This window comes from Bacillus sp. 220_BSPC (assembly GCF_001054655.1).
Classification (GTDB): domain Bacteria; phylum Bacillota; class Bacilli; order Bacillales; family DSM-1321; genus Peribacillus; species Peribacillus frigoritolerans.
In genome coordinates this window covers 1-12,032 of record NZ_JVPL01000048.1, presented here as the reverse complement: position 1 = coordinate 12,032, position 12,032 = coordinate 1, and the positions used below count along the sequence as shown (strand labels likewise).

General features: G+C 42.9%; 11 protein-coding genes and 1 pseudogene. 11 read left to right on the top strand and 1 reads right to left on the bottom strand.

The genetic code is table 11. From position 1 onward, the window contains the following. Nucleotides 1-106 precede the first annotated feature (106 nt). From ADA55_RS03060 to ADA55_RS31180, 10 genes and pseudogenes are all read left to right on the top strand, one after another. On the top strand, nt 107-1,045 hold the full coding sequence (locus ADA55_RS03060) for a VOC family protein (RefSeq protein WP_048678838.1): 939 nt from the start codon (nt 107-109) through the stop codon (nt 1,043-1,045). 100 nt (nt 1,046-1,145) lie between these two features. Then, nucleotides 1,146-1,937: an SDR family oxidoreductase gene (locus ADA55_RS03055; RefSeq protein WP_048678833.1), complete on the top strand. Its 792-nt coding sequence runs from the start codon at nt 1,146-1,148 to the stop codon at nt 1,935-1,937. 30 nt (nt 1,938-1,967) lie between these two features. Beyond that, on the top strand, nt 1,968-3,656 hold the full coding sequence (locus ADA55_RS03050; protein ID WP_048678830.1) for a thiamine pyrophosphate-binding protein: 1,689 nt from the start codon (nt 1,968-1,970) through the stop codon (nt 3,654-3,656). Between the two features lie 12 nt (nt 3,657-3,668). Continuing rightward, on the top strand, nt 3,669-5,114 hold the full coding sequence (locus ADA55_RS03045; RefSeq protein ID WP_048678827.1) for an aldehyde dehydrogenase family protein: 1,446 nt from the start codon (nt 3,669-3,671) through the stop codon (nt 5,112-5,114). Nucleotides 5,115-5,130: 16 nt separating this feature from the next. After that, entirely contained in the window at nt 5,131-5,916 is a 786-nt protein-coding gene (nadX, locus tag ADA55_RS03040; protein ID WP_034312299.1) for an aspartate dehydrogenase, read from the top strand. 38 nt (nt 5,917-5,954) lie between these two features. After that, nucleotides 5,955-7,256 (top strand): aromatic ring-hydroxylating oxygenase subunit alpha, encoded by a 1,302-nt coding sequence (locus ADA55_RS03035; RefSeq protein WP_048678822.1) that lies wholly within the window; start codon nt 5,955-5,957, stop codon nt 7,254-7,256. A gap of 21 nt (nt 7,257-7,277) precedes the next feature. Further along, a complete protein-coding gene (locus ADA55_RS03030; protein ID WP_048678819.1) occupies nt 7,278-7,787 on the top strand; it encodes an aromatic-ring-hydroxylating dioxygenase subunit beta in 510 nt (169 codons plus the stop codon). Nucleotides 7,788-7,821: 34 nt separating this feature from the next. Beyond that, nucleotides 7,822-8,610, top strand: coding sequence for an SDR family NAD(P)-dependent oxidoreductase (locus ADA55_RS03025; RefSeq protein ID WP_222619771.1), 789 nt, complete (start codon nt 7,822-7,824; stop codon nt 8,608-8,610). A 40-nt stretch (nt 8,611-8,650) separates the two neighbouring features. After that, nucleotides 8,651-9,400 carry a VOC family protein gene (locus tag ADA55_RS03020; protein WP_318266046.1) on the top strand — a complete coding sequence of 250 codons (750 nt, stop codon included), beginning with the start codon at nt 8,651-8,653 and terminating at the stop codon, nt 9,398-9,400. A 30-nt stretch (nt 9,401-9,430) separates the two neighbouring features. Then, nucleotides 9,431-9,610 (top strand): annotated as a pseudogene (locus ADA55_RS31180) (hypothetical protein); the annotation flags it as partial. 673 nt (nt 9,611-10,283) lie between these two features. Here ADA55_RS31180 and ADA55_RS31305 read toward each other — a convergent pair. Beyond that, complete coding sequence (locus ADA55_RS31305) at nt 10,284-10,436, bottom strand: GntR family transcriptional regulator (RefSeq protein ID WP_375543386.1); 153 nt, start codon at nt 10,434-10,436, stop codon at nt 10,284-10,286. Between the two features lie 535 nt (nt 10,437-10,971). Between ADA55_RS31305 and ADA55_RS03015 the strand changes: the two genes are divergently transcribed. Then, entirely contained in the window at nt 10,972-11,964 is a 993-nt protein-coding gene (locus tag ADA55_RS03015) for a D-cysteine desulfhydrase (RefSeq protein ID WP_048678816.1), read from the top strand. Nucleotides 11,965-12,032 lie beyond the last annotated feature (68 nt).

Genomic DNA, 12,032 nt, shown 5'->3' with positions numbered 1-12,032 from the left:
GGCACCTGCATTATGAAAATTAATGAGGCGCCCTTTTCGATTAGATTGTTAAATATGGCCAATGCGAATATCAAAACGGCAATCTAAATTATGGGAGGTATAAAAAATGCTTGGTATTACTCATTTACGGCATATAAGCATGATAACTCCGAATTTCGACGATCAAGCAGAGTTTTATGAAAAGGTTTGGGGTCTGGATAGGGTGGATGTTCCGGAAGAGGAGAATACGGTTTATTTCCGGGGGGCTGGACCGGAACATCATATTCTTAGCCTTCACAGGGGAGAAAAACGAGGATTGCACCATATAGCTTTTGGCATGGTCGATAAAAATGCGGTGGACCGTGCAGCAGGGATATTACAATCGAAGGGCGTTCGAATTATTGAACCGCCTGGATATTTGGATGAAGCAGGTGCCGGTTATGGCCTGCGGTTTATTGATCCGGAAAACCGCGTGATCGAGCTCTCGGCTTGGGTGGAAGTGCAAACGTCGATTTGGAGCAAGAAAAATGTTGATCCAGTGAAATTGAATCATGTTGTAATGAACACGAAGAACTTAGATATGATCGTTGAGTTTTATACGGATGTACTTGGTTTTAAAGTCACTGATTGGAGTGAGCACCAAATGTCATTCCTCCGGTGCAACAGAAAGCATCACTCCATCGCCTTCAATCAAGATGAGCATGCGTCAGTCAATCATATCGCATACGAAGTCGATTCCGTGGATGAATTGATGCGAGGAATAAGCAATGTGCGAAAAGCGGGCTTGTCAGAACTTTGGGGACCTGGACGTCATGGGCCGGGAGACAATATTTTCTGTTATTTTCAAGACCCAGGCGGTTTTGTAATGGAGTATACATGTTATCTGGAAACGATCGAAGATGAATCTGAGTGGAGAGCACGTGTATGGAAACGGGTACCGCATTTAATGGATCAGTGGGGGATTGCAGGGCCGCCGAAACCTGAAGCGCGCAAAGCAATGGGAGGAGATCCCGATCCAGGCTGGGTTGATTCTCATATAGAAGGTTCTGTCATGGCGAAAAAATGAGGAGGAGTTTGATTTCCTCCCATGATTCTTGCGCTAGTTAGCTTCTTGTTGATTAAAGGACAGCATTTGAGGAAAATGGCTTTGAAAAGGAGTGAAGAGAGTGGACTTAGGATTGCAAGGAAAAGTGGCTGTCATTATGGGCGGCACGTCGGGAGTGGGATTAAAAACAGCAGAAATGTTTTTAGCTGAAGGAGCGAAAGTGGCAATTTGCGGCAGAAGTGCTGAGCGTATGGAAAGTGCACAAAGTCAATTGCTCTCATTTGGTGAAAAGGAAGATATTTTTGCATCAACATGTGATGTCACCTCAAAATCGGATGTGGATTCTTTCATTAATGGTACCGCTGAGAGGTTTGGCGGAATCGATATTTTGGTGAATGCAGCCGGTCAAAGCGTGATGGGTCACTTTTTTGACATAACGGATGAGCAGTGGGAAGAACAGATTCAGTTAAAGTTCTTTGCCATCATATATGCCGTTCGTGCTTCGCATCCTCATTTAGTGAAAAGGGGAGGAGGGCGGATCATTAATATTAATGCAACGCTTGCCAAAGAACCTGAACGTCACATGGTAGCGACTGCAGCAGCAAGGGCTGGCCTCCTTAATTTAAGCAAAACCTTGTCCCAGGAATTGGCCTTTGACAATATATTGGTGAATTCAGTGAGTCTTGGATTGATCCGGACCGATCAATGGGAGCGAAGAAGGTTGAAAAATGCGCCTGATATGGACTCTGAAGAGTATTACGGGGACCTAGCGAAAAAACGGAATATCCCTCTCGGCCGCGTAGGGGAAGCGGAAGAAGTGGCCAGTGTCATTGTTTTCCTTGCTTCAGACAAAGCAAGTTATGTAGCGGGTTCGACGATTGAGACGGCAGGAGCGATCGGAAAGGCAATATAAATATATTACTGAAAAAGGTAGGATAACGCGATGAAAATACAAGAAGAAATAGAGTTTACGACCGCCGATTCCATCGTAAAGGAGCTTGTTCAAGCAGGTGTGGAAGCTGCTTTCGGGATTGTCAGCATTCACAATATGCCCATCTATGATGCAATTCTTAGGGAAGGGAGCATCAAACTCATTTGTTCACGCGGTGAGAGCGGTGCCGTAAATATGGCTGATGGATATGCACGCGCCACCGGGAAATTGGGTGTAGTGATTACCAGTACTGGAACAGGGGCAGGAAATGCAGCTGGTTCACTAGTGGAAGCTTGGGCAGCTGGTGTCCCCCTTCTTCATCTAACAGGTGAGGTGGCTTCTTCTTATCTTGGTACAGGCAAAGGATACATACATGAGTGTAAAGACCAGCTTTCAATGATGAGCGGAGCTTGTAAAAATGCAGTGAGGCTTAGAAACCCTGACCAAACCGCAGCAGTAGTAAGGAAGGCAATCCAAGAAGCTTTAACTGCACCAACGGGTCCGGTTACATTGGAAATTCCAATTGACTATCAATCGGTGATCATAGAGGATCTTTCACTCGAAGGGCTGCGAACTTCACCACCTGAAACAAATTCAATGCCAATTATTCCTGAACTAGCCGTTCAAAAAATGGTAAGCGCAAGCCGTCCTGTCATATGGGCCGGTGGTGGAGTCATCAGTGCCAATGCTTCGCAAGAGCTGCAAAAATTGGCGGAAATCCTTGGTGCAGCGGTAATAACCAGTCAGTCAGGAAAAGGTTCGATTCCAGAAAACCATGAACAATGCATCGGACATTTTGCGGCATATGAAACTACAAAAGAGTTTTTAAGAAATGCAGATTTATTGATTAGCGTAGGTGTAAGGTTTAGGGGGAATGAAACATCCAACTGGAAAGTGCCGGTGCCACAAGAACATATAGCGATCGATGCGGATTGGCAGGCCATTAACCGGAACTATAAAGCCACGTTAGGTTTGGTTGGCGATGCAAAAGATATGCTTGCTGCCATCATTCAAAAGCTTGAAGAACGTTCAGTTCATGCAGAGCCATCTTATTTACAAGAAGTTCTTTCACTTAGAAATGAAGTGCGCGCTCAACTCAGGGAAACGCTTGGACCGTATGAGCAATTTGTAGATGGCATGAGGGAGATATTACCAGAGGATACCATTCTAGTTCGTGATGTGACCGTACAGGCAAATGTTTGGGGCAGCCGTTTATTTGAAATCTCTGAACCGAGAACATCGATTCATGCATCAGGCGGCGGAATTGGTCAAGGTCTTCCAACAGCAATCGGTGCCCAAATGGGATGTCAAGATAAAACCGTCGTTCTTATGGCTGGAGATGGTGGGTTTATGGTGAACGTCGGGGAAATGGTTACGGCAGCCGAAGAAAACTTACCAGTTATCATCGTATTGTTCGATGACTCAGGCTATGGAGTCCTTCGCAATATTCAAACAGCCGCATATGGTCGGCAGGTAGCTGTGGACTTATTGAGCCCTGATTTTGTGAAACTGGCTGAGTCCATGCATTTTGATGCAGTGCGTATTGGTTCTGGAGATGAGTTCATATCCGAACTGAAAAAGGCTAAGGAAAGACGTAAACCTTCAATGATCGTCGTTGATATGGAAGCTGTGGGGCCAATGGCCAAACCATTTGGCGGACCACCGGGAGCTGCGGAAGCATTCAAGCCCAAAAAACTATAAGGAGGATTGAGAATGATTTCGACATACCCATTTGTTTCAGGAAAATATCTAGTTAATGGAGAATGGATAGAATTACCGGAAAAAGTCGATGTTGTAAATCCCGCAAATACATCGGAAGTAGTTGGCCAGGTGGCAAAATGCTCTGAAGAAATCGTGAATGGCGCTATTGAAGCGGCAGAAAATGCTTTTGAAACGTGGTCTCGCTCTGATATCGGGGAACGGGCAAACAGGATGAACACTGCGGCAGAAGAACTATCAAAAGTTATCGAGGAAAATGTTACCGTGTTTGTACGTGAGAATGGCAAAACACTTGTTGAAGCTAAAAAGGATTTACTGCGCTGTGTTGAAGTAATGAAGGGCTGTGCAGCAGAGTTACTTGATTGGTGGAAGCCTGAAGTGCTTCCAGGAAAACAAAAAGTCCAAATCCGAAGAAGGGCAAGAGGTGTCACGGCAATAATCACACCGTGGAATTCTCCGATGATATTAACATTTAAAAGGGTCATACCCGCTGTTTTGGCAGGCAATGCCGTTGTCGTAAAACCTGCAACGAATTGTCCCTTAACGATCATGACCTGTTTAAAAGTAGTTGCTGAACATTTTCCTCCAGGAGTCATCAATATAGTCTCAGGATCAGGAAAAGCAATCGGCGACACACTATGTTCCGATTCACGCGTACGGACATTGGCGTTTGTCGGAAGTACGGAAACCGGGAAAGATATCATGCAGAAATCAGCTGGAAATCTGCAAAAAGTATATATGGAACTTGGCGGCAATGATCCTGCCATCATTTTGGAAGATGCCAATTTGGATGAAGCGGCTATCAAACGTTTGAGGATGGGGATTTTACGAGCAGCGGGTCAGGTTTGTTCTGCTGTAAAAAGAGTGTACGTCCAAGAATCACGATATGATGAAGTTGTGGAGAAGCTGACCAAAGAGTTCAGCCGGATGGTGATCGGTGATGGAATTCAGCCTGATGTAACCATGGGTCCATTGAATAATAAAGCACAATATGACTTTGTGAATGGCTTGATCGAACGTACCGCTAAGTCAGGAGGAAATATAATCACAACCGGCATCCAGCTGAATCCGGAAACTTGGGATAAAGGTTATTATATGCTTCCTTCCATTATTACTGGCGTCGATCAGCAGAGCGAATTGGTTCGAGTGGAACAATTCGGACCGATCATTCCAATTTTACCTTTCAATGATATCGATGAAGCTGTAAAATTAGCGAATGATAGTGAGTTTGCGCTGCGTGCATCTGTTTGGACCGAGAATGAAGATATCGCTGTCGAAATGGCAGATCGCCTTGAAGCTGGTGCGGTATTCCATAATAATCATACCGTTTTCAGCGACTTGGCCCTGGACTTCCCTGGCTTAAAAGAAAGCGGTGTTTCGCGGGAAACAAGACATTGCGGGTTGGAATTCTTTGCGGACTCATACGGGTTTGCTGATTGAGGAAGGATGAAACTACATGAAGTTAGGTTTAATCGGGTGCGGTAATATCGGAAAATTTCTGCTTCAGGCCATTAATAACGACGGACTTCTTCCAGGTGGAAGAATCGTTGCGATTTATGCCCGCCGTGAAGAAGTTGCGGCACAATTAGCTGAAGAATTCAGGACACAGCCATATCGTGATGTCGACGAACTTCTTAAATCCGATGTTGATTTAGTCATAGAGGCTGCAACGATAGAAGCAGCTGAAGAGTATGCATTGAAAGTGCTTAAAAGCGGGAAGGATCTCTTGCTAAGCAGCATTGGCGTTATGGCGAATTCCGCCTTTGAAGAACAATCAAACCAGATTTGTAAATTGAATAACGTGAATATTCTCCTTCCGTCTGGTGCGATTGGAGGTCTAGATGTACTTAAATCGGCAAAAGCGGTGAATGGCCTTGAATCTGTTTGCATCACCACAAGAAAACCGCCAAACGCATTGCCGGCAGGGTCTTCAGTGACAGAAGAAACGGTATTATTTGAAGGAACTGCTGCAGAAGCGATCAAGCAGTTTCCGAGAAACATTAATGTTGCGATTGTGCTGTCTATGGCTGGTCTTGGATCAGAAAAGACGAAAGTGAAAATCATTGCCGATCCAAATGTGTTAAAAAACAATCACCTGATAGAAGCGTCAGGTTCGTTCGGGAAACTGAAACTGGAAGTGGAAAATGATCCGATGCCAAATAACCCGAAAACGAGTTATCTAGCGGCATTAAGCGTTTTGGCGACTCTACAAAACAAGGAAAAAAGCGTTCAGATCGGGTAATGCATAATGATGTAAAGCTTGGAAGGGAGAGAAAAAGTATGCTTAAAACTGAAAAATCCTTAGAAGAAATGTCGAAACAGCAAGTTGTTGACTATTTGAACGAAACGGTTAAACCAGAGGAAGGCGTTATACCTGCATACCTCCTTGGAGACCCAAAGGTTTATGATATAGAACATGAAAAAGTGTTTTTGAAAACATGGGTTTTTATCGGCCATGATTCTGAAGTACCGAACAAAGGAGACTTCATGACCCGTGAACTTGCTGGCTACTCGCTCATCATTACCCGTGATGCTGAAGGGGAAATCAGGGCGTTTTATAATATGTGCACCCATCGCGGAATGAAACTATGCCGTGCAGATAAAGGGAACAAGTCATTATTTACTTGCCCCTACCATGGTTTTAATTTTAAAAACACTGGTGAACTCGTAGGAGTGCCATTACAAAAGGATATATATGGGGGGAACCTTGACCGCTCGGAAATGGGCCTTCACAAAGTAAAGCTTGAATCCTATAAAGGTCTTTTATTTGGAACTTGGAATGAAGATGCAGAGCCGCTTGAAGAGTTTCTTGGAGACATTAAATGGTATTTGGATATCCTTGTAGGACGTGCAGAAATGGAAGTAATCGGAGTTCCGCAAAGATTCGTTGTTAATTCAAACTGGAAAGTTGGTTCCGATAACTTTGTTGGTGATTCCTATCACACGATGGTCACACACGGATCCATTGCCAAACTGGGCATGGTGCCCAATGCTACCTATTCAAAGCGCGGTTTTCAAATCCATACGGATAACGGGCATGGACTAAACTTAGGGACTCCTAATCCTGACTTCGCTTTCCCGGAAGAATTGAAAGATGAATTTAAAACTAATTTGTCTGAAGAACAATATGGAGTGTTATCAAACTTAAAGAATATGATTGGGAATGTCTTCCCTAACTTATCATTTTTAATATCCCATACAAAAATCAAAGACCAATTCATCTCCAACACTTCAATAAGGATGTGGCGGCCAATCGGTCACAATAAAATGGAAGTGATTGCTTGGATGCTCGTGGAAAAGAAAGCCTCCCAAGATTGGAAAGATAGATCAAGAGATTCATTTATCTTGACCTTTAGCCCATCCGGTATTTTCGAACAGGATGATACGGAAGTTTTTACTGATATCACTGAAGCAGCCCAAGGACCAATGCCTTTCCTAAAGAATCTAACCTACAATTATACAATGGGTCTTCATCGTGAACCAGTTGATTTTATAGGTCCTGGTGTTGCTTACGATGATAAATTCACTGAAGCGAGCCAAAGGAATTTTTACAAGTACTGGCTTGAATTGATGACGAAATGATAAACGGGAGGGGGAACGGAAATGAATGTGGAGAAAATGTTGCTCAAATGTCAATTTGAACAATGGCTGTATGATGAAGCTCAATTACTGGATGATATTGAATTTGATGATTGGTTCGATTTAATGCACTCGAGCTTACGCTATCAAATGCCTGTACGTGTTAATAAAGAAGGGGTGGAACGCCCGGATTATTCAACGGAAATGTTTACATTTAATGATGATATTGAGCTGCTGAAACTGCGAGTGGATCGTTTGAAAACGGATTATGCATGGGCGGAAATACCGCCATCAAGAACACGGCGTTTTGTCTCAAATGTACGCGTTAAAGACTATGTTGAAGGTGAAAAGGCAGTCGTCAAGAGCTACCTGCTCATCTATCGTAGCCGCAGCACGGATATTCAACATGATCTGATTTCGGGGGAACGAAATGATGAATTCATTTTCGAAGAAGGTAAATGGAAACTTTCCAAACGAATATTCATTGTTGATCAATCAACGATAAATACCAGAAATCTTGCTATCTTCGTATAATGTTGACTTGGTTAAAAAGAGGAGGCTGGTTACAATGGCAATGGCGTTAAAGGATAAAGTAGTGTTGATTACCGGTGGCAATTCAGGTATCGGGGAGGCTGTCACTAGACGTTTCATACAAGAAGGGGCAAAAGTCAGCATCATCGGCCGCTCGATAGAAACGCTAAAGAAAATGAAAGCGGAATTTGGTGAAGAGATTCTCATTAACCAAGGCGATGTAAGCAAATATGAAGACAATGAGAGGGCTGTCCAGGCCACTGTCGAGCAATTTGGAAAGCTGGATGTTTTCGTTGCCAATGCAGGAGTCTTTGATGGATTTGCTAAATTTGCCGACGTAACTCCCGATGCACTTTCCGATGCATATGATTTTCTGATCGATATTAACGTTAAAGGATCCTTCTTCGGTGCTAAAGCCGCTCTTGAAGAACTGCAAAAATCGAATGGCAATATTATTTTCACCGTGTCCGGTGCCAGTTTTTATCCGGATGGCGGCGGGGTGTGGTACACAGCAAGCAAGCATGCCCAAATAGGGCTGATGCGCCAACTTGCCTTTGAACTCGCTCCTAACATCAGGGTGAATGCTGTAGCGCCTGGTGGCACTCTGACCGCATTATCGGTCATTCCTCCCCTACGTCCATTCGTTAAAATCGTGGATAATGAAACGAAGGCAAATAGCATAAAAAAAAGAAACCCTCTTCAGCTTGCACAGCTGCCCGAAGATCATGTAGCTGCATATGTCCTATTGGCATCAGACGCAGCGCGTGCAATCACCGGCGAAGTCATCTCCAGTGATGGAGGATTGTCCGTTCGCGGACTGGGTTGAGTTCATAATAAAATAAACTATGGGAAGTAGGTTTATTAGTATGGCTGAATCACTATTGGGCAATAGGAATATTAATCAACTCGCATTTGTTGTAAAAGATATTGAAGCTGCTAATATAGCTTTCACAAGACTGCTGGGCATTAAGAAGGCAGAACCATTTCTAACTGGTGACAGTTCTGTTTCGAAAGTCACTTTTAGAGGTGTACCAACGGAATCGCAATCCAAACTGGCTTTCCTGAATACACCGACCGTCCAATTTGAACTAATAGAACCCGATAAAAATCCAGGAACGATGCGTGAGTTCCTGGATGAAGTAGGTGAAGGGATCCACCATATAGCTTTTGATGTGGACTCTATCCAAAAGAGGCTGCCAATCATGGAGAAAAATGGTTACCCAGCTTTGCAAACGGGTGAATTCACTTCAAGTGACGGCCGATATGTATATGTGGATACACTAGATGATCACAAAACGTTAGTTGAACTGCTTGAAAGTGCGGAGCCAAGAGTAACGGCATGGGAAAGACCGGAAGATGACAGCATTCAGCCGCTACTAGGGACTAACAAAGTGGAACAGCTTGCGTTTGTTGTCAAAGACCTTGATGCGGCTTCAGATGCATATTGTAAGTTGTTGGGTGTTGAAAAACCTCCCATCATCCATTCTGGTTCATCCGATATTACAAACGTGATTTACAAAGGGAAGCCCACTGAAGGCAAATCAAAATATATGTTCATCAATACTCCGTTCATTCAAATTGAATTGATCGAGCCTGGCGAATCACCCAGTACGTGAAAAGATCATCTTGAAACATATGGTGAGGGTGTTCACCACATCTCTTTTGTCGTCAAAGACATGGAGGCTAAAATGAAGATGCTGGAAGAAATGGGCTATCCGGTCATACAGACAGGAAACTTTTTTAACGGAAAAGGCCGGTATGCCTATATGGATACAAAAGCGACCTTTAAAGTGATTATTGAATTGCTGGAACGTTTTGATGAGTAAACAAGTAACAATGATCATCAAAAGGTGTTTGGATGAATTGTCTGGGCAATTGGAACTTACATAATTAGAAATAAGAACCCCAAGGGTCATTCAATCGAAAAACCTAGCCGTTTTCCCACCTAATCAGCTGATTAACTACCTAGAAGCGCAACCGTAAAAAGCATACAAGGCAATGGTCGGGAAGGGGACTTCAACCATGGCCTTGTACGGTTCGAATAAAAGTGAAAAATTTAACATCAATATGGATCGTATTGTCCTTTATTGATTTTTCTACATCTTTGTCACGAATTGCCTGGATTAACTGTAAGTGCTCGTTGTTTCGTTTCTCATATCAAGATTTATCAACCAATGTAACATCCTCGTTACGGGCCGATAAAAAGGAAATTCGAAAAGAAAGCCATGATGAATCTGTAGTCTTTTGGAGAAAGGTATTTCTCGAGTAGGAATATAATAAGCGGTGAAATTCAATGTTTGCACGAATTTCGCTATTCGGTCATTTTTATTTATTGCTTATTGCAGTTTATCCGTTGCCCATTCCAGTCTTTTTCTCCTCTTCCGTAATTCCTTCACAGTCTTTTTGTATAGAATGGTTTTCGAGCATTTTTCTGATTTCCAATTCCTCCTGCAAAAGTTCAATATCCACATTGGATATGACCATCCCTATGCACAGGTTTCACCTGAAGCAAATTTTCCTGTTCCAATTTCCCAAAGCTTCACAAACCGGTGTACGGCTACAATTGAATTGCTGGGCGATATCATCTTCCGTTAAACGGACTCCGGGTAAAAATATCCCTTCAATGATCGCATTTATAATAACAAAAAATATAGCTTCCCTTAAGGGCTTAGAATAATAATGTTCTATATTGTTCTGTACTATATTGATAGTGACTGGTTTCCATGGTGTTTCTTGAAAAATATAAAAGTATATTTATTTTATCTTAAAAAACGAGTGAAGTCATTTCAACGCTTCATACTTTTTATTATTTATAAAATTCAATGGGATGGATGAAACTATTTATTACTAAAGACGCTCAAAAGGCTATCTGTCCATATTGGCAGGGGATAAATCAGGGGAGCCCCCACCCATGCTGTAACTGGGAAACTGCCTGATACTTTTGCGGAAAAAAGGTGGTCATAGAATAAGGGGAAGCACTAATAGTAGGTTTTGATATCATTTTGCCCTGACGAATGATGGATATGAAAATTCTTTTTAACAGATAACCATGCTAGAAGGGTGATTCATGTTGCTCGATTACATAAAGATGCTATGATTGAAAACGAAGCTTATTTTAAACGAAAGAGAATATCAGATTGATATTTTCTTTCTTTAATATACATAGAGGAAGCAGGAGGAGTTATTAATGAACTTAGCACAATTTCCCAGGAAACGATATACACCGACATATACACCAGTTGAGAGACTAGATCATTTTTCTGAAGTTCTTGGGGGCCCATCCATTTACGTTAAACGAGACGATATGCTTGGTCTGACGGCAGGCGGAAATAAAACAAGGAAACTGGAATTCCTTGTTGCCGATGCATTGGACAAAGGCGCGGATACATTGATTACATGTGGAGGCATTCAATCCAATCATTGCCGCTTGACACTAGCTGCTGCGGTTAAAGAGAAAATGAAATGCATCCTAGTGTTGGAAGAGGGCCTTTCAAATTCTGAACCGGATTTTAATGGTAACTATTTTCTCTACCATTTATTAGGCGCTGAACAAATCAAAGTAGTGCCTAATGGAGCTGACTTAATGCAAGAAATGCAAAAAGTGGCTAAAGAGGTGACAGAGAAAGGACATCAACCTTACATCATCCCGGTTGGGGGATCCAATGTCATTGGTGCGACGGGATACGTTGCATGTGCTCAGGAGATCTTGGCCCAGTCCTTTGAGCAAGGAATTGATTTGAAATCAGTTATTTGTGTAAGCGGCAGTGGAGGAATGCATGCTGGTTTGGTGGCAGGATTTCATGGAAATCACAGTGGAGTATCGGTAATTGGAATAAACGTAAGCAGAGGGAAAGCTGTACAAGAAGAGAAAGTTTTTCAGCTTGTTAAGGAAACTTTAACACATATCGGCATTCCGAATTCAATTCCTCGTGAGGCTGTTACGTGTTTTGATGAGTATGTCGGCCCGGGTTATGCTTTGCCTACACCTGAAATGGTGGAAGCAGTCAAGCTAATGGCAAGAACGGAAGGGATACTGCTGGATCCGGTATATACGGGGAAAGCGGCAGCAGGACTCATCGATTTAATACAAAAAGGCACCTTTAAGCCGGAGGATAACATTCTATTTGTTCACTCTGGCGGTGCTTCATCGCTATACGCCAATACGTCTCTCTTTAATTGAGATTTTACGAACCAACTGGTTCGCCGGCACCAGTTGGTCTAAAGTAATCATTTCAAGTTGATCTCGTT

What these genes read in the sequence shown, in the direction of transcription:
- ADA55_RS03060 (WP_048678838.1), top strand. Translation starts at nt 107, where the DNA reads ATGCTTGGTATTACTCATTTACGGCATATAAGCATGATAACTCCGAAT.
- ADA55_RS03050 (WP_048678830.1), top strand. Translation starts at nt 1,968, where the DNA reads ATGAAAATACAAGAAGAAATAGAGTTTACGACCGCCGATTCCATCGTA.
- ADA55_RS03045 (WP_048678827.1), top strand. Translation starts at nt 3,669, where the DNA reads ATGATTTCGACATACCCATTTGTTTCAGGAAAATATCTAGTTAATGGA.
- nadX (WP_034312299.1), top strand. Translation starts at nt 5,131, where the DNA reads ATGAAGTTAGGTTTAATCGGGTGCGGTAATATCGGAAAATTTCTGCTT.
- ADA55_RS03035 (WP_048678822.1), top strand. Translation starts at nt 5,955, where the DNA reads ATGCTTAAAACTGAAAAATCCTTAGAAGAAATGTCGAAACAGCAAGTT.
- ADA55_RS03030 (WP_048678819.1), top strand. Translation starts at nt 7,278, where the DNA reads ATGAATGTGGAGAAAATGTTGCTCAAATGTCAATTTGAACAATGGCTG.
- ADA55_RS03025 (WP_222619771.1), top strand. Translation starts at nt 7,822, where the DNA reads ATGGCAATGGCGTTAAAGGATAAAGTAGTGTTGATTACCGGTGGCAAT.
- ADA55_RS03020 (WP_318266046.1), top strand. Translation starts at nt 8,651, where the DNA reads ATGGCTGAATCACTATTGGGCAATAGGAATATTAATCAACTCGCATTT.
- ADA55_RS03015 (WP_048678816.1), top strand. Translation starts at nt 10,972, where the DNA reads ATGAACTTAGCACAATTTCCCAGGAAACGATATACACCGACATATACA.